The sequence below is a fragment of the Geomonas sp. RF6 genome (assembly GCF_021044625.1).
Classification (GTDB): Bacteria; Desulfobacterota; Desulfuromonadia; order Geobacterales; family Geobacteraceae; genus RF6.
Genome location: NZ_CP087999.1, coordinates 2,995,656 through 3,013,138 on the forward strand (window position 1 = coordinate 2,995,656; position 17,483 = coordinate 3,013,138).

The window sequence follows — 17,483 nt, forward strand, 5'->3', positions numbered from 1 at the left end:
AAATATTTGTGTAGCAAAGGAAAAGCTCTCATTTCGGCACCTCGGCGAATTTCTTGAGGATCAAAAAAAGCGGGAACCTTTCTCGCCGTTTCGGCATCTACGTAGTGAGAAGGTTGATCGGAGGTTACAGGAAATGGCTCCACTCGATGCTGTCGATGTTTCCACAATGGTTTCCGATCAGGAAGTGGTGCGGCGGGTTCTGGCGGGGGACACCGCAAGCTTCGAGCTGATCATGCGGCGCTACAACAGGCGGCTCTTTCGAATCGCCCGCGGAGTGCTCCGAAACGACGCCGACGCCGAGGATGTGGTGCAGGATTCCTACCTGCAGGCGTACGAAAAGCTGGAGCAGTTTTCCGGGAAGGGCCCGCTTTCCGCCTGGCTTGCCAGGATAACGGTGAACGAGGCGCTTTCCCGCCTGCGCCACGGCCTGAAGGTGACGGACCTTCTTTCCTTTGACGACGAGAAGGAGGGGGAGGAGGCGAATTTTATGGCTGAGCCCGTTCATACGCTCCCCACCCCGGAGCAGACAGCCGCGCGCGGTGAGATACGCCGTCTGCTGGAGTCGGCCATCGATCTCCTTCCCGATCACTACCGCATGGTTTTTGTGCTGTGCGGGATAGAGGAAATGTCCGTGGCGGAGACCGCAGAGATCCTCGCGGTGGAGCCAGCCACGGTGAAAACGCGCTACCACAGGGCCCGGAATATCCTGAGGGAGAATCTGGCGCAGGTGGTGGATGACCATGCAGTCGAAGTCTTTCCCTTTGACGGTGCACGATGCGACCGGATCGTCACGAACGTCCTGCGCAGGCTGGAGAAGAGATGACCGGTCCGAGGAAGAAAGGAGATTTAGCCATGAGAAGGATTTTTGCCATAGTTGCCCTCTTGCTTGCCTTTGCAGTCCCGGCGCTGGCGGCTGGGCCGAAAGATCTGCCGGACAAGTCGTACAAGAAAGTGAGCGAGCTCGTCCCCATACCGGACTTCATTCCAGGCGTTGGCACCCTGTATGTCAATCCCTCTACGCTGCCGGTGGGGCCGTTTGTCGCCTACAACAAGGAAGGGAAGATGGTTTCCACGATCTACATGGTCCCCCTCTCGGACATGGAAGCCCACAAGGACTTCACAGGACTCGCGGTGACGAACAAGCCGGTGAAGAAGGTGGACATCACCTTTAACGGCGGCCACCCGGGGCTGGCAGCGCCTCACTACCACGTGACGCTCTGGCATGTTGACCCGGCTTCGGCGAAGGTGAAATAAAAAGATTTATCCAGGAGGTCCTGGGAAGCTGGAGTACATTTCCACGAAGCGCTGCAGGAGAACTCGCGTTCCCCCCCTTTGCGAAGGTTCATCCGGGAATTCCGGGAATTCAGCCCGGTCGCTTCCGTTGACGTGAGGGGACACTAGTGGCGCCGCGCTGGAGCACAGGCTTCCCAGCCTGTACCGCGGCGCCAGCCGCGCGGTCTGTGGCGGCTGCGCCGCCATCGCAGGCAAGATGCCTACGCTCCAGCGTGGGGGCACCCGGATTCTTTGTAGCGCGTTCCCCAGAATTCCCGGAAGGCCCTTTGCGAAGGGGGGACAGGGGGGATTTGCCTTGGGTGGGGAGATGCTGCAGGGAAGTGGTGGTGCTGGGGCGCTCTAGGCGAGCGCCCCTTTCACCGTCTTACTCAGCGTGTTCAGGTCGAAGGGCTTCTGGATGAGCTGCATCCCCTCCTGAACGAGTCCCTTGCTGGAGATCGTCTCGAAGGTGTACCCCGACATGAAGACGACCTTGATGGCGGGGCGGATCTTCCTGATGGCGTCCGACATCTCCTTCCCGGACATACCCGGCATGATGACGTCGCTGAGGATCATGTCCACCACCCGGTTTCTGTCGCGGCAAAGCTCGATCGCCTCCTCCGGGGTCTTCGGCGCCTCGACACGGTAGCCGATCCTCTCCAGCATCTCGCAGGTCATCGCCCGCACCGTCTCGTCGTCCTCCACCAGCAGGATGGAGCCGGAGCCGGAGATCGGCGTCTCGATCTCCTCGACCTGCCCCGCACTCTCGGTGTGGTGGCGCGGCAGGTAGATGTGGAAGAGGGTGCCGCGCCCCGGCTCGCTCCGGACTTCAATGAATCCACCGTTTTGGGTGATGATTCCGTAGACCGTGGCAAGTCCGAGTCCCGTCCCCTTCCCGATCTCCTTCGTGGTAAAGAACGGCTCGAAGATGTGCTTGAGCGTCCCTTTTTCCATCCCGTGCCCGGTATCGCTGAAGGTCAGCCGCACGTACTCCCCCGGCTTCGCGTCGAGCTGCTCCTCGCAGAAATCTTCGTCGATGACGGTGTTTGCCGTGATGATGCTCAGCGTCCCCCCTGCGGGCATGGCGTCGCGGGCGTTTATGGAGAGGTTCATTACGATCTGGTCCAACTGGGTCGGGTCGATCTTCGTCTTCCACAGGTCCCCGGCGAGCGAGTACTTTACCACGATGTCCTCGCCGATGAGGCGCGGCAGGGTGCGCTGTCCGTCTCTGATGAAGGCATTGAGGTCCATCTCTTTCGGGGAGATGACCTGCTGCCGCGAGAAGGCCAGGAGCTGCGCCGTGAGGTCGCGGGAGTGCTCCGCCGCCTTGAAGATCTCGTTCAGGTAGCGCCAGAGGCGCTGCTCCTGGGGGACCTCCAGGAGGGCCATCTCCGAGTAGGCCAGAATGACCGTCAGCTTGTTGTTGAAGTCGTGCGCCACCCCTCCTGCGAGGCGCCCGATCGACTCCATCTTGAGGGACTGGCGCAGCTTCTCCTCGAGGAGCTTCCTCTCGCTGATGTCGCGCGCCGCGACCAGGAGACACCGCTCTCCGAAGACGTCTATCGGGCGGGCGGAGAGGAGGGTCTCCAGGATGGAGCCATCCTTCCTCTTGAAGCTCACCTCCATGTTCACCGCCTCGCCATTTTCGCGGATCTGCCGCGTCATTTCTCCCCTGAGGCCCGGGTCGATCCAGAGGTCGATCTCCAGCGTCGTCTTTCCGACAACCTCCTCCCTTGAGTAACCGCTCATGCTGAGATAGCTCGGGTTCACCTCCAGGATGAGGCCGTCGGTGAGTCGGGTGAGGGAAAGTGCGTCGGGGGAGGTGTTGAAGACCTTGAAGAGCTTCTCCTCCGAAAGGCGCAGCACCTCTTCCGCCTCCTTGCGCTTGGTGATGTCTGCGGCTATTCCCTCGAAGATGATCTCGTCACCCTCGGCGTGCATAGAGATGGAGCGGTCGTTTATCCAGTGCAGCTCCCCATCCCTGTCGGTGAGGCGGTACACGATGTCGAACTGCTCCCCCGCCATGAACTGCTGGAGCGCCCTGTCGACCACGCCTGCATCCTCCGGGTGAATGGAGTCGCGCCAGAGCATCGGCCGGGCGTAGAGCTCCTCCGGCGTGTAGCCGAGGATGTCGATGACGCGCGGGGAGTAGTAGATCCCGCCGCGCTTCGTCGTCCAGCGGTACACCATGTCCGGCATCGCCTCCACCACGTTGCGGAAGCGAGCCTCGCTCCGGACCAGTGAGCGGGAGATCTGCTGCTGCTCCACGAGTGAGGCTGCGAGCTCCCTTCTACTCCTCAGGAGCTTTAGGAAGCTTGCCACCAGCGCGAGGAAGAGGGCGCCGCACAGGAACCCCAGGATCGTCATCCTGTTGCTTTCCCAGAAGGTGTCGGGACGGTTGATGATGATGCTGCCGGGGGGGAGCTGTGACTCCTTCACCCCGAATCGGCTCATCTGCGCATAGTCGAACATGTACACGTTCGGGCCGGGGGAGAGATTAACCAGGGAGGCGGGGGAGGCGCCGCCGAGGATCTTCACCGCCATCTGGGCCATGACGACCCCGTGCTCGTGAAGATCGAGGAGGCGGCCCCCGACGATTCCGTTGCCGAGGCTGAACCCCCATCCGCCGTAGATCGGGACAGGGGTGGCCGCCGCGAGCCGCTGCAGTGCGTGGTTGCTGGAGAGCCGCTCGCCGCCGCGGTCCTCCATGAAGGAGGCGAAATAGATCACCACCGCCGTCGGCGGCAGCTGCGCCAGCTGCCGGGAAACTTCGTCCACTTTCTTACCCTTGAGGTAGGAGAAGCGGATCCTGTTGTTGAAGCTGGCGGTCTGCCTGCGAAACTCGGCGCTGTTCAACTCCCCTGTTACGGAGTCGTCGTGGACTACCACCACCTCGTTCGTGCGGGGGTGAAGGCGGAGGATCAGCTCCAGGGTATCTGCGAAGCTCGGGCGCTCGTCGAGGCCGTTGAAGTTCCTCTTTCCATTGAGGCGGGAGGGGTCGAAGCAGTTGGTGCCGCAAAAGAGAACAGGCTCCTGCCCAAAGATGGAGTCGCGGTACTTCTCCAGGATGTTGAAAGCGTAGTCGTCGGTGGAGAAGATGAGGTCGAAGTGGCGCTGCTGGTATTTGAAGCGCAGCAGGTCGAGCACCTTCTCGTCGAACTCCTTGCCGGTGAAGTGCTTCGAGTCCAGATACTCGATCTGCACCTCGGTGAGCGGCAGGGATTTCATGAGGGTCTGATAGAATCCCTCCACCGCACTGTCCGATCCCTTGTACCACTGATGGTACGAGTTGAGGATCAGCACCCTTTTTTGCCCTGCGACGTCGGCAACTGCGGGGAGTGCGGTGCAAAAGAGAAGGAAGAGGATGGCGAAAAGAATGTGGAGAGTGCAGGATTTCACACCTGCGGCGGCACTGTTTGCCCTCGACATGCTGAACCCTTTCAATCTGAAGGTGTCTCTTTGGGAGTGTGTTCGGGTAGAGACAGAACCTTGCTCTTATAGCACATGTAGCGTCGAAAGTGGCAGAATATCGGGTGAATTTCGCATAAGGCGGGGTTAACGGAGGGGGCGGAGTGACTGGATGTGCAGGTGCGAGAGGTGCGGGAGGTGCAAGAGACCCCGCCCCTTGTGACAGGGACGGGGTGGTTTCGATAAAACCATTTTGCCTTGGGCTCACGCGTTCCCTCCCTTTCAAGGGAGAGGGTGGTGATGGGGTTGTTGCTCGGGCGTCAATATAGTCAATGTAGGCCGGGATAAGCCGCCAGGCGTTCCCGGCGGTCCACCGCAGACGCAGCCGCAGCGAAATGCCGGAAACGCTAGCGCTTATTCCGGCCTACGAGTGTCAGCACGCCGGGCGGCTGAGCTTTATTCCTGTTCACTCCTGGAAAGCGACCTGGTACACGTCCTTGTACTCGCGGGCGAAGTGCACCTCGATCCCCTCCCTCAGGTAGTCGGGGAGCTCCAGGAAGTCCTTCCGGTTTGCCTCGGGGAAGACGAGGACCTTGAGGCCCGCGCGCCGCGCCGCGATCGTCTTCTCCTTCACGCCGCCGATGGGAAGCACACGTCCGGTGAGGGTGAGCTCGCCGGTCATGCCGAGCTTTTGGCGCACCGGTTTCCCCGTCATCATGGAAGCGAGCGCGGTCGCCATCGTCACGCCGGCGGAGGGGCCGTCCTTCGGGGTGGCGCCTGCCGGGACGTGCAGATGGACGAAGCGGGTATCGAAGAAATCTTCCTCCACCCCGAACTCCCTGGCGTGGGACATTACATAGGAATAGGCTATCTCGGAGCTCTCCACCATGACGTTCCCGAGTTGCCCTGTCTGCTTGAACCCCTTGTTCTTGCTGGAAACCGCCGCCGCCTCGATCGGAAGTGTTGCCCCCCCCATGCTGGTCCAGGCGAGCCCGGTGACCACCCCTGCGACGTTCTCGAAGATCTCCTCGGTGGCAAAGACCGGCTGCCCGAGGAGTTCCGGGAGGTCCTTCTTCCCTATCACCAGCGGCTCCACCCGTCCGGTGGCGAACTCGGTGGCGGCTTTCCGCATGAGCTTCTTGATGCGGTTTTCCAGGGTGCGCACCCCGGCCTCCCGGGCCCAGCCGTCGACGAGCGCGGCAAGGGTCTCCTTGCGCAGTACCACCTGTCCCGCCTTGAGCCCGTGGCTTTCCAGCGCCTTCGGTATGAGGTAGCGCTTGGCGATCTCCAGCTTTTCCTCCAGCACGTAGCCGGAGAGGCGGATCACCTCCATGCGGTCGAGGAGGGGCGCCGGGATGGTGTCGAGGGTGTTGGCGGTCGCCACGAAGAGGACGTTGGAGAGGTCGAAGGGGACGTCCAGGTAGTGGTCGCGGAAGGTCGCGTTCTGCTCCGGGTCGAGGACCTCGAGAAGGGCGGATGCCGGATCGCCGTGGAAGGAGGCGCCGATCTTGTCGATCTCGTCCAGCATGAGGACCGGGTTTGCCGTCTTCGCGCTCTTCATCGCCTGCACGAATTTCCCCGGCATGGCGCCGATGTAGGTGCGCCGGTGTCCCTTGATTTCCGCCTCGTCGCGCATGCCGCCCAAGGAGAAGCGGTAGAAGGTGCGGTTCAGCGCGTCGGCGATGCTCCTGCCGACGGAGGTCTTACCGACCCCCGGAGGGCCGACCAGGCACAGGATCGATCCGGAGATGTCCCCTTTCATCTTGCCGACCGCGATGAACTCGAGGATCCGCTCCTTCACGTCCTTCAGCCCGTAGTGGTCGCGGTCGAGGATGCGCCGCGCCTTCTCCAGGTTGTACGAGTCCTTCCCGAATTTCCCCCAGGGGAGGATGGTGAGCCAGTCGAGATAGTTGCGGGTCACGTGGTACTCCGGGGAGGAGGGCTCAAGGAGCTTGAACTTCTCCAACTCCTCCGTGATCGCCCGCTCCGCCTCGGGGTTCAGCTTGAGCTCCTTCAGCCGCTCCTCGAACTTCTCCACCTCGGTCGTCTTTCCTTCCTTTTCGAGCCCCAGCTCCTTCTTGATCGCCTTCAGCTGCTCCTTCAAAAAGAACTCCCGCTGGTGCGTGCTGATCTTCTCCTCGATCTGCTTGGTGATCTTTGTCTGCAGGCGGGAGACTTCCAGCTCCTTCTTCAGGAGGACGAGGACGAGGTCGATCCTGCTGCGCACGTCGACACTTTCGAGCACCTGCTGCAACTCCTGCCCGTCGGCGGTGGTGAGGTGCGCCGCGAAGTCGGCGAGCTTGCCGGGGTCGTCGAGGTTGGAGCGGCTGAGAAAGAGCTTGATCTCCTCGGAGTAGAGGGGGTTTATCTGGACCAGTTCCTTCAGGGTCGCCAGCACCGCCATGGAGTACGCCTTCACCTCCGGATTTACCGGGATATCCGCAGCATAGTGGTACCGCACCTTTGCCAGGTACCCCTCGGCGGACTCGGTGACCTCCTCGATGCTGAAGCGCTCCAGCGTGCTGATCAGGAAGTGCGCGTTATCATCGTCCTGGTGGACGATCTTCACGATCCTTCCGGCGACCCCGAAGCCGTGCAGGTTGACGGAGCTGTCGGGAGCCTCGGGATCACGCACCAGCACCATGCCGAGGGCCCGAGAGGGGGTCTGCATCGCCCGCTGCACGGCCTGTATCTGGGCGGATCCGCTTATCACGATCGGAATCAGGAGGCCGGGAAAGGCCGGCCGCGGCCGCAGCGGGATTATGGGGATGAGGGGTGGGAGAAGGTCCGTCGCAAGGACGAGCTCGCCCGCCCCCTCTTTCTCGAATTCCTCGTTGCTCTCCATATCTATAATCTCCTGGAAGTATTCACTCATGGCAGGACTCCTTCATGTATTGAGAAAAAGCTAGTAACGATCCTTCCGGAAGTCAACTGGAGGAGGGGTTTTTCTTATACAATCCCGGGAAAGCGGGAGCGGAGGAATGAGAGGGAAAGATCGATGATCTGGAATGAATGAGGAAAAGTAAACGATTCTCCGAAGATTGTGCTATACTCCCTGCCGCTCAAGACAGAGCGGTGCCGCGAGGGGCCGCCGACGGGATGTCGCAGACCAGAGAGAAGGAGGCAAGAGATGGGTTCGATGATGAGGGATCTCATGATCTTTCGCGCCCTTTTGGATTATTTCCCCCATTCTTTTTACGTGAAGGAGTACTTCAACGACGGCAACGACAACTTCAGCGGGGGGAACTTCGTCCGGGTTAGCAAGGTGAAGGCCAGCCACTACGGGCTGAGCATAAAGCAGATCCTCGGGAAGACGGACTACGACCTCCTCCCTCTGGACCAGGCGCAGCGGGCTGTGATGGACGATCTGTGGGTAATGCAGAACAGGCGCTCGATCAAGAACCGGCGCGAGCGGATCACCCACCCCAACGGCGAGGTGGTGTGGATGTCGGTAACGAAGATGCCCCTCATGTACGACGACGCCGTCTCCGGGATCATCGGCTTTTCCATCGACATCACCCAGCAGGTAAAGGCGGAAGAACGCGCCGCCCGCATCGCCGCGCTGGTGCATCAGATCCATCTTCCGCTCGCCACCATCTCCGCGGTGCTGAAGAGCCTCGGGCCCCGGTACGACAGGCTGTACCGGATGCTCGCGAGCATGCTCTCCTGCCTGAAGAAGATAAACCATGAGAAGCGCTAGCTGCCGGATGCCGGACGAGATGGAGGAATTTGCTGCGCGGGAGGAGGCCCCCTTTCAGCTTATGGTGCAGAGGCTTCGGGAGGGCGGCTTTCCCTTCGCGCTCCATGCCCATGCGGCGACCCGCACGGTGGACGATGCCGCGGAGCAGCTGTCGTTCGACGTTTCCCGTATCGTGAAGACCGTCGCTTTCCGCACCAGGGACGGCAGGATCGTTCTCGCCGCCCTGCGCGGCACGCGGCGGGTGAACTATCCCCGCCTCGCCGCCCTTCTCGGCATCAACCGCCGCGATCTCGCTCCCCTCTCGCCGGAGGAGGTGCGCGAGATCCTCGGGGTCGAGCCGGGGGGCGTGTCGCCCCTTCTTGCCGGCGACAACACCACCGTTCTTCTGGACAGCGACATCCTCACCATTCTCCCCACCCTCTACTGCGGCACCGGCCGCACCGACCGCACATTCGAGCTCTCACCCGAGGACCTGGTCACTGCAAGCGGCGGCGAAGTCGGCGACTTTTCCCGGGAGTAGAGCGGCCCCTGTCACGGCATCAGCCTGGTCCACACCCCGGACACGACAAGAATGATGAATACCGCTGGAAGCATGTTCACCAGCCGGAAGCTTTTCAGCTGCAGGAGGTTGAAGCCGGCGGCGAGCATGAGAATCCCCCCCGTCGCCTTGAAGTCGCTCACCGCCACAGGGGTCATAAAGGTGTTGATGCTCGCGGCACCGGCGTAAAGGGAGCTTTGCACGGCGAACATGGGGATGACGAAGAGAAGGAGGCTGTAGCCGATATTGGCGGAGAAGACGATCGCCGTGATGAAGTCGAGGCAGCTCTTCACGATCAGAAGGGAAGGGTCTCCGGTAAGCCCTTCATTCAGCGACCCCACAACACCTGTCCCGCTGAAGCAGAAGATGACGAGGAGACTGCTGAAGAGTGTGGAGAAATTTTCCTCCGTCATGCCGTGGAAGCTCCCCCCCTCCTTGTTTCTCTCATAGATCACCGCCGTCAGGCGCTCGATCCACGACTGAAAGTCGAAGAGCTCCCCGCATAGTGACCCGAGAAGAAGGGCGATGATGACCGCGGGGATCTGCCGGATCTGCCCGATCATGGCGATGCCGAGGGTCATGGAGGCGCAGCCGAAGGTGAGGGGCATGTTCTTGCGCACCCTCTCCGGGAGCCGACCGCCGCAGGTAAATCCTATGACACAGCCGACCGCTACGGCGGAGGCGTTTACAATTGGTCCGATCATCGTTACTCCGCTTGCAAGAGGTAAAGCCCGGGATAGTACGCCGCAGGCGCGGCCGCGTCAACACCGGTTGCTTCGACATAGTCTCTTCGGGGCGAATGAGTTCCGTCGCAGGAGCGTGAGCACGCCCATCTTTGACTTGCCCCGGTGGCTAACCTGTGAGAAAATCTCCGAGGTTTTTCCGGACCCCACTCTTTCGAAGGAGCACAACTCGCCTTGGAGCCTTATCTATCCCCGCTGCGTAAGAAGTTCGCCCCGCTTCTCCTGATTCACCTTTTCATCGTCCTCCTCGTCGCCTCGGCATCCGTCGCCCACGCCGGCATCGCCACCTTTCCGTTCCTGCCGAACGGTTACAGCTCGATCCGCGTCTTCGACAACAAGGGGAGGTTCGTCGGGAGGATCCTGCCGGAGAAGCGCTACTGGGTCCCCATCGAGCGCATCCCGGCATTCCTCCAGGACGCCGTCGTTGCGGTGGAGGACGCGCGCTTTTACGAGCACAGCGGCCTCGACTTCCGGGGGATCGCCCGCGCGCTGGTAAAGGACGTGGTGAAAGGGAGGATGGCGGAGGGTGGCTCCACCATCACGCAGCAGCTCATCAAGAACAAGTACCTCTCAAGCGAGAAGACCATCGACAGAAAGCTGATGGAAGGGCGGATGGCCCTCGACTTCGAGAAGAGGTACACCAAGAAGCAGATCCTCGAGATGTACTTCAACGAGATCTATTACGGCAACGGTGCCTGGGGGATCGCGCAGGCGGCGCGGCTTTATTTCGACAAGAGGCCGGAGGAGCTTTCCGACGCGGAGTGCGCCATGCTGGCGGGGGTGCAGAAGTCGCCGGGGCGCTACAACCCCCTCGGGAAATCCGCGGACGTCATGTTGCGGCGCGACGTCGTCCTCAGGCGGATGGAGGACCTCAAGCTGATCACCCCGGCGCAGCACGCGAACCTCAGGGCGCACCCTCCCCAGGTCATGCAGCCGGGGCAGGCACCCTCCTATGTGGCGCACATCCGCAACAAGCTCGTCGAGCACTACGGGCCGGGAGTCGTGGAGCAGGGGGGGCTCGATGTCATCGCGGCGCTGGATCTTTCGCTGCAGACGCTCGCTGAAAAGACGTTGCGCGAGGGGGCAAAGAAGATCTCTCCGAAGCTGCAGGGGGCGCTTCTTTGCCTCGATACCGCGACCGGTGACGTCCTCGCCGCGGTAGGGAGCGTCGACTACGCCAAGAGCAACTACAACCGCGCCTTCTTCGCGAGGCGCCAGCCCGGCTCCGCCATGAAGCCCCTGATATATGCGGCGGCGCTGGAGAAGGGGATCTCCCCAAGCAGCATCTGGAACGACACCCCGGTCTCGTATGGGGTGTGGAAGCCGCAGAATTACGAGGGTGAGCACTACGGCGATCTTTCCCTCAGGCAGGCACTGGCGCACTCGAATAACGTGGTGGCGGTGAAGCTCCTCAACACGGTCGGCGTTCCCGATTTCACGAACTTCGCCCGCAGGCTCGGGCTGTCCCTCCCTCCGCCGAACGATCTTTCCATGGCGCTCGGTACGCAGGAGGTCACCCTCAACGACCTGGTCCAGGCGTACGCCCCCTTTGCCAACGGCGGGGTGCGCCCCGAGGCGCGCACCATCGTCCGCATCCTCGACCGCAAGCGCCAGCAGTGGACCGAGAACCCCCCGGTGCTGACCCCGGCGCTCGACCCCGCTACGGCTTATGTCATGACCGGGATGCTGAAGGACGTCCTTACCTACGGGACGGCGAAGCACCTGAAGAAATTCAGCATGCAGCACCCGAGCGCAGGAAAGACCGGGACGACGAACGACTACCGCGATGCCTGGTTCATTGGCTATACCCCGACGGTGGTAACCGGCGTGTGGCTTGGCTATGACAAGCCGAAGCCGGGAGGGAAAGGATTCACAGGCGGGGCCGCCTCCGCCCCGATCTGGGGGAAATTCATGCGCGCTGCCGTGGCTGCCAAGCCCGCCGGAGATTTCCCGAAGCCGCAGGGGGTCGTCTCCGCCTTTATCGATCCCTCCACCGGATACCTGGCGGCGCCGGACTGCCCGAACAAGAAGGAAGAATTCTTCATCGCCGGGAAGGAGCCGAACCAGTACTGCCCGAAACACGGCGGCGACGCCTTGCCCCCGGTGCAGCAGGCAGTGCCGCAGCCGGACCAGCCGCACCCTGAGGGCGGTGAGGAGGAGCCTTCCGGCGCACCCGCCGCAGATGAGGAGCCGCAGACGCCGGTGCTGTAGTACGACTCTCTTTGGTGGCGAGGGTGCCACCGGCTGAATTGATGGCAGCTTCACCCACCCCCTGTCCCCCTCCCGTCAAGGGAGGGGGGACCTCAAGGCCACACTTCCCTGACTGACTCCACTGTACCTTCGCCGTATATTCCTTCACTAGAACAGGTGCACGCGCGTCCCCTCCCTTTCAAAGGGAGGGACAGGGTGGGGATGGGGTTGAGCCTGGTGGGCCACGTCCATGTAGGCCGGGATAAGCCGCCAGGCGTTCCCGGCAGTCCACCACATGCGCAGCCGCCACCAGCGAATGCCGGAAACGCTACCGCTTATTCCGGCCTACAGAAACCCCATCCCCCTCCTGACCTCCCCCTTGAAAGGGGAGGGACGTGCTGCCGGCGGCTGTGCTTTGATTTATCTACTCCCACCATTCCACGAAGAACCGATAACTCCCCCTTCATCGACAAATTCACTTCCCTCGCATCTCTATCCCCGCTCCGCTGCGCCACTTCCGGGTGCCGGCGCTTTTGCTTTGAAAAAGCTCCAGTATACTTTGTAAGCGCTTGTGGACCTATCATGAGAAAAGGAGGCTCCGATGGCTGATCGAAAGAAGACCGTGGGGATCCTGACCGGTGGTGGCGACGTCCCGGGGTTGAACCCAGCTCTGAAGACCCTGGTGAACCGTGCCCTCGACAGCGGTTACCAGGTTATCGGCATACGACGCGGTTGGGGTGGGCTCCTCAATTACAACAAGGACGATCCCGCCTCCCGGGAGAAGTATCTGATCGACCTCGACCGCAACGCGGTGCGTACCGTCGACCGCACCGGCGGCACCTTTCTCCACACGAGCCGCACCAACCCCGCAAAGGTCGGCCCGGACGACGTCCCGGAATTTCTCCGAGGCGGCGCTTACAACCCGGAGTCGAAGGAGAAGCTCGACTTCACGCCGCACGTCCTCAGCAACCTGGAGCACCTGAAGATCGACGCGCTGATCCCCATCGGCGGAGACGACACCCTGAGCTACGCGGAGCGCCTGCACAGGGAAGGATTTCCGGTGGTGGCCATCCCAAAGACCATGGACAACGACGTCTACGGCACCGATTTCTGCATCGGCTTCTCCACCGCGGTCACTCGCAGCGTGAGCTTCATCCACAACCTGCGAACCAGCGCAGGGTCCCATGAGCGGATCGCCATCGTGGAGCTCTTTGGTCGCAACTCCGGCGAGACCTCCCTCATCTCCGCCTATCTCGCCGGCGTTGACCGGGCGCTCATCTCCGAGGTCCCTTTCGACGTGGAGAAACTGGCAGCGATGCTTGTGGAGGACAAGAGGAGCAATCCGAGCAACTACGCCATGGTCACCATCTCGGAAGGGGCGACCATGATCGGCGGGCAGATCGTGGAGTACGGCCAGGAAGACGCCTACGGCCACAAGAAGCTCGGCGGGATCGGCGTGGTGCTCAGCGAGGCGCTGAAGCGGCTCACGCATTCGCACATCATCTACCAGCAGCTCTCCTACCTCATGAGGAGCGGCGCTCCGGACTCCCTCGACCTCATGGTCGCCTTCAACTACGCGCACATGGCGATGGACCTGGTGGCGGAGGGGCAGTCGGGCCGGATGGTGGCGCTGCAGGCCGGCACCTACACGCACATACCGATGAGCACCGTGATGCAGGGGCAGAAGCGGGTCGACGTGAACGAGTTGTACGATGTGGCGGAGTACCGCCCGAAGGTGCGGCACGTCCTTGGAAAGCCGATGTTCCTCTACTGAGGTCGGTCTGGAAGGAGAGGAGGAAAGGGCGGAGTGATCACAGGTTGCTCCGCCCTTCTGGTTCTGGCGCCACCAAATCTGGGCCGGAGATCGTCGTCGGGAGAGCGGCTTTTATGGACGGGGCCAAGAGCATGATCGACATGCACTGCCACGCCGCGGGGATCGGGGCGGGGGGGAGCGGCTGCTTCATTTCCCGCCGGATGAGGAGGAATGTGAGGTACCCGCTCTTCCTCCGGTCGTACGGCGTGACGGAGAACGACCTGCACCGGGAGGGGGACATCCTGGTGCTGCGGCACCTCTCCGACGGGGTGGCACAGTCGCAGCGTGTGGCGAAGGCAGTGGTGCTCGCTCTCGACGGTGTGGTGCGGGAAGGGGATCTCGACAGGGACGCGACGGAAATGTTTGTGCCGAACGACTACCTGGCGGCTTCCGTGCGGGACTTTCCGAACCTCCTCTTTGCCGCAAGCGTGAACCCGTACCGTCGCGACGCCTACAACCGGCTCGAGCGCGCTGCCGCGGACGGTGCGGTCCTTTTGAAATGGCTTCCGTCGATCCAGTACATCGACCCTGCGGACCAGCGGCTGATCCCTTTCTACAAGCGGGTGAAGGCGCTGGATCTGCCGCTTTTATCGCACACGGGGCGGGAGAATTCCTTTACCGCGGCCCGGCATGAGCTCGCCGACCCGGAGCGGCTGCGCCTCCCCCTCTCGCTCGGCCTCACCGTAATCGCCGCCCACGCCGGAAGCAACGGGAGAAACGGCGGCGAGCCGAATCACCGGCGCTTTCTCCGTCTGATCCGGGAGTTTCCCAACCTGTACGCGGATATCGCCTCCCTTACCCAGATCAACCGGTTCGGGCATCTGCAGCGGCTCATCAGGCACCGGGAGGTGCACGGCAGGCTCCTGTACGGCACCGACATGCCCCTTCCGAACACGGCGATGGTTTCCCCTCTCTTTTACCCGTTCAAGCTTTCCTTCCGGGAGATGCTGGAGCTCTCGCGCATCAGGAACCCGTGGGATCAGGATGTGCTTTTGAAGGAGGCGCTGGGGATGCGGGCCGAGATGCTGGCGGATCCGGCGCAGGTGCTGAGGATGGGATAGCGTCAGCCTCAACGCAGGGCTTTCGAAGTGGAGGAATCGATGCAGGTGCTGTACGCCATGGCGGGTGGTGCGATCGGGGCCGCGTTCAACGGCTTTTCCGGCTTCGTCTTCGGGGCTCTCATCGGGTGGTTGCTGGCCGATCGCCTCGAGATGCACCAGCGTTTCCGCCGTCTTGAACGTGAGGTCGCCTGGCTGCGCGACGACGCGGCTCGGAACGTTCCGCGCCGGGCGCCGGAAGTCGTGGCGCAGAAGGCCCCCCTCCAGACTCCCGCGCCGCACCCCCCTCCGGAAGGAGCGGCCGCCGCTCCGCAGGAACCGCCCACGGCTGCGACCCCCCCGGCAGCGCGGGAGCCGGCTCCCCCCGGTGCCGGAGAGCGTGCGCCGCATCTTTTGCCGGAGGGTGTCCTCGCCTTTTTCACAGGTGGCAATCTGCTGGTAAAAACCGGGGTCGTCATCCTCTTTTTCGGCGTCTCCTTCCTGGTGAAGTACGCGGCGCAGCACGGACTGTTGCCGATCGAGCTGCGACTTGCTGCCAGCGCCGCGGCCGGCATCGTCCTCCTGGCGGTGGGGTGGAGCCTGCGCGGCAAACGGCTCGAGTATGCGCTCGCCCTCCAGGGGGGTGGCATCGGCGTCCTCTACATCACCTCTTTCGCAGCCTTTCGCCTCTACTCCCTCTTTTCTCCCTTCGCCGCCTTCACCCTTCTCGCCGCGATTTCCGTGCTGTGCGGCGCGCTCGCGGTCCTCGAGGAGACTCCGACGCTGGCGCTCTTCGGTATCTCCGGCGGCTTCCTCGCGCCGCTACTGGCCTCCACCGGCCATGGCAGCCATGTCTTCCTCTTTGGCTACTATGCCGTGCTGAATGCCGGGATCATCGGGATCGCCTGGTTCAAGTCGTGGCGCCCGCTGAACCTCGCCGGCTTCATCTTCACCTTTGTCATCGGCGCCTTCTGGGGGGCGAGGTACTACCGCCCCGACTTCTTCCCGACGACGGAGCCTTTCCTCGTCCTCTTCTTTCTCATGTACGTGGGAGTCGCGGTTCTCTTCGCACTGAGGCAGCCTCCCCGGCTGAAGGGATACCTGGACGGCACCCTGATCTTTGGTACCCCGGTCGCCGCCTTCGCCCTGCAGGCCGAACTCGTCGCCGACTACCGCTACGGGCTCGCCTGGAGCGCCCTTTGTGCCGGTCTCATCTACCTCTCCCTCGCTTCCGTCCTCTTCCGGCGCGACTCGGCGTTGCGCCCCCTCGCCGAAGCCTTCGCCGCCTTCGGGGGGATCTACCTCACCCTCGCGGTTCCCCTCGCCTTCGACGGGCGCTGGACCGCCGCGGTATGGGCGGTGGAAGGGGCCGCCATAGCGTGGAGCGGCATACGCCAGTCGCGGCAGCACGTGCGGTTTTTCGGGATCTTCCTGCAGTTCGCCGCGGGGCTCGTCTTCATCAGTGAGGAGTGGGGCTCCGTCGGCGACACCCCGCTGCTGAACGCCTTTTACCTCGGCTGCCTCCTCCTCGCCGCCTCCGGACTCTGGAGCGGATACACCCTGTACCGGCACCGGGAGCGCCTCCTGGCGTGGGAGCTGCCGCTCAATGCCGTCCTCCTCGGCTGGGGGCTCGCGTGGTGGCTGGCGGGCGGGTGGGAGGAGATGGGGCGGCACCTTCCGACCTCCGTCCTTTACGGCGGCAGGGTTCTCTTCGTTGCGGGCACCAGTGCGGGGTGCCATTTTCTGGAGCGGCGGCTTTCCTGGCATCCGCTCGCATTTCCCGCGCTCGGAATGGTACCGGCCCTCTATCTTCTCCTCTTCGCGGCGATCGGTTCGCATCCCTGCGCCAACGGCGGATGGTTCGTCTGGCCCGTCGCTTTCGCCCTCGGCTATCTCATCCTGTACCTGCGGGAAGGGGAACAGGACGAGGTGCTGCGACTCCTGCACGCAGCGGCACTCTGGCTTCTGGCCGTTGCCGCGACGTGGGAGCTTTGCTGGCAGTTGCAGGAGCGCCTCCCGGAAGCGGGGAGCTGGCTGGCGGCGGGGTACGTGCTCTTCCCCGATCTCTTTCTCCTCGTCGCTGCCGGGTGGGGGGGGCGCCTCCCCTGGCCGGTGCGGCGACACCGCGACTGGTACCTTACGCTCGCGGCCGTCCCGCTGGCATTCTGGATCCTCTCGTGGATCGTCCTGGCAAATCTGGAGGAAAGCGGCGATCCGTGGCCTTTCAGGTGGCTTCCCCTGCTGAACGTCTTCGATCTCGCGGTGGTCCTCTCCCTCTGCGCGCTCCTTCTCTGGTACCGGCACTTCCGGGAGCTGCCGGAGGGAGTTGCAGCGTCGTATCAGCCGCGGGCGATGCCCCCCCTTTATGCCGCGGCGGTCTTCGTCTGGCTGAACGCGCTCCTGGCCCGCGCGCTGCACTACTGGGGGGACGTGCCGCTGGAGGCGGGGGCGCTCTTTGACTCCACCCTGGCACAGAGCTCATTCGCCATCTTCTGGGCGCTTCTTTCGCTGTGCGTCATGGTGGTGGCCAGCAGGGTGGGGATGCGGAAGTTCTGGTTTGCCGGAGGAGCGCTTCTCGCGGTGGTGGTGCTGAAGCTTTTCGTGATAGATCTGGCGGGACAGGGGACGGTGGAGAGGATCGTGTCTTTCGTGGCGGTGGGGGTGCTTCTCCTGGTGATCGGCTGGTTTTCTCCGGTGCCGCCACCGTGACGGGCCCCGCAGGATGCCTGCGGGACCCGTTCACGAGCGGACTTTTAGTACCTCTCGAAGGAGTCGTCGAGAT

The 17,483-nt window shown here is 62.8% G+C and carries 11 protein-coding genes; 8 read left to right on the forward strand and 3 right to left on the reverse strand.

Features of this window, described 5'->3' with window-relative positions; genetic code table 11:
• Positions 1 to 133: 133 nt before the first annotated feature.
• Both LPW11_RS12950 and LPW11_RS12955 read left to right on the forward strand, forming a co-directional pair.
• On the forward strand, positions 134 to 823 hold the full coding sequence (locus tag LPW11_RS12950) for an RNA polymerase sigma factor (RefSeq protein ID WP_230994294.1): 690 nt from the start codon (positions 134 to 136) through the stop codon (positions 821 to 823).
• 29 nt (positions 824 to 852) lie between these two features.
• Complete coding sequence (locus LPW11_RS12955; RefSeq protein WP_230994295.1) at positions 853 to 1,254, forward strand: hypothetical protein; 402 nt, start codon at positions 853 to 855, stop codon at positions 1,252 to 1,254.
• A gap of 378 nt (positions 1,255 to 1,632) precedes the next feature.
• Here LPW11_RS12955 and LPW11_RS12960 read toward each other — a convergent pair whose 3' ends face one another.
• Complete coding sequence (locus LPW11_RS12960) at positions 1,633 to 4,701, reverse strand: PAS domain S-box protein (RefSeq protein ID WP_230994296.1); 3,069 nt, start codon at positions 4,699 to 4,701, stop codon at positions 1,633 to 1,635.
• A 445-nt stretch (positions 4,702 to 5,146) separates the two neighbouring features.
• On the reverse strand, positions 5,147 to 7,555 hold the full coding sequence (gene lon, locus LPW11_RS12965; RefSeq protein ID WP_230994297.1) for an endopeptidase La: 2,409 nt from the start codon (positions 7,553 to 7,555) through the stop codon (positions 5,147 to 5,149).
• Between the two features lie 255 nt (positions 7,556 to 7,810).
• Here lon and LPW11_RS12970 point away from each other — a divergent pair, with 255 nt between their 5' ends.
• Together LPW11_RS12970 and LPW11_RS12975 are read left to right on the forward strand one after the other, a co-directional pair.
• The gene (locus LPW11_RS12970; RefSeq protein ID WP_230994298.1) at positions 7,811 to 8,380 is read left to right on the forward strand and encodes a PAS domain-containing protein; all 570 of its coding nucleotides are present in this window, start codon (positions 7,811 to 7,813) and stop codon (positions 8,378 to 8,380) included.
• Positions 8,367 to 8,900 (forward strand): aminoacyl-tRNA deacylase, encoded by a 534-nt coding sequence (locus LPW11_RS12975; RefSeq protein ID WP_230994299.1) that lies wholly within the window; start codon positions 8,367 to 8,369, stop codon positions 8,898 to 8,900. The genes LPW11_RS12970 and LPW11_RS12975 overlap by 14 nt, the downstream gene beginning before the upstream one ends.
• An 11-nt stretch (positions 8,901 to 8,911) precedes the next feature.
• Here the strand turns inward: LPW11_RS12975 and LPW11_RS12980 are convergent, their stop codons facing one another.
• Entirely contained in the window at positions 8,912 to 9,622 is a 711-nt protein-coding gene (locus LPW11_RS12980) for a DUF554 domain-containing protein (protein ID WP_230994300.1), read from the reverse strand.
• A 213-nt stretch (positions 9,623 to 9,835) separates the two neighbouring features.
• Between LPW11_RS12980 and LPW11_RS12985 the strand changes: the two genes are divergently transcribed.
• The 4 genes from LPW11_RS12985 (at position 9,836) to LPW11_RS13000 (ending at position 17,410) form a co-directional block, all read left to right on the forward strand.
• Positions 9,836 to 11,872: a transglycosylase domain-containing protein gene (locus LPW11_RS12985; protein WP_230994301.1), complete on the forward strand. Its 2,037-nt coding sequence runs from the start codon at positions 9,836 to 9,838 to the stop codon at positions 11,870 to 11,872.
• A 580-nt stretch (positions 11,873 to 12,452) separates the two neighbouring features.
• Positions 12,453 to 13,625, forward strand: a complete 1,173-nt coding sequence (locus LPW11_RS12990) for a 6-phosphofructokinase (protein WP_230994302.1) — start codon at positions 12,453 to 12,455, stop codon at positions 13,623 to 13,625.
• 113 nt (positions 13,626 to 13,738) lie between these two features.
• Positions 13,739 to 14,725, forward strand: a complete 987-nt coding sequence (locus LPW11_RS12995; RefSeq protein WP_230994303.1) for an amidohydrolase family protein — start codon at positions 13,739 to 13,741, stop codon at positions 14,723 to 14,725.
• Between the two features lie 39 nt (positions 14,726 to 14,764).
• Positions 14,765 to 17,410 (forward strand): DUF2339 domain-containing protein, encoded by a 2,646-nt coding sequence (locus LPW11_RS13000; protein WP_230994304.1) that lies wholly within the window; start codon positions 14,765 to 14,767, stop codon positions 17,408 to 17,410.
• Positions 17,411 to 17,483: the final 73 nt, after the last annotated feature.

Excerpts from the sequence above, each read along its gene's own strand:
- LPW11_RS12975 (WP_230994299.1), top strand. The coding sequence starts at position 8,367 with ATGAGAAGCGCTAGCTGCCGGATGCCGGACGAGATGGAGGAATTTGCT.
- LPW11_RS12955 (WP_230994295.1), top strand. The coding sequence starts at position 853 with ATGAGAAGGATTTTTGCCATAGTTGCCCTCTTGCTTGCCTTTGCAGTC.
- LPW11_RS12980 (WP_230994300.1), bottom strand. The coding sequence starts at position 9,622 with ATGATCGGACCAATTGTAAACGCCTCCGCCGTAGCGGTCGGCTGTGTC.
- LPW11_RS12970 (WP_230994298.1), top strand. The coding sequence starts at position 7,811 with ATGGGTTCGATGATGAGGGATCTCATGATCTTTCGCGCCCTTTTGGAT.
- lon (WP_230994297.1), bottom strand. The coding sequence starts at position 7,555 with ATGAGTGAATACTTCCAGGAGATTATAGATATGGAGAGCAACGAGGAA.
- LPW11_RS12950 (WP_230994294.1), top strand. The coding sequence starts at position 134 with ATGGCTCCACTCGATGCTGTCGATGTTTCCACAATGGTTTCCGATCAG.
- LPW11_RS12990 (WP_230994302.1), top strand. The coding sequence starts at position 12,453 with ATGGCTGATCGAAAGAAGACCGTGGGGATCCTGACCGGTGGTGGCGAC.
- LPW11_RS12960 (WP_230994296.1), bottom strand. The coding sequence starts at position 4,701 with ATGTCGAGGGCAAACAGTGCCGCCGCAGGTGTGAAATCCTGCACTCTC.
- LPW11_RS13000 (WP_230994304.1), top strand. The coding sequence starts at position 14,765 with ATGCAGGTGCTGTACGCCATGGCGGGTGGTGCGATCGGGGCCGCGTTC.
- LPW11_RS12995 (WP_230994303.1), top strand. The coding sequence starts at position 13,739 with ATGGACGGGGCCAAGAGCATGATCGACATGCACTGCCACGCCGCGGGG.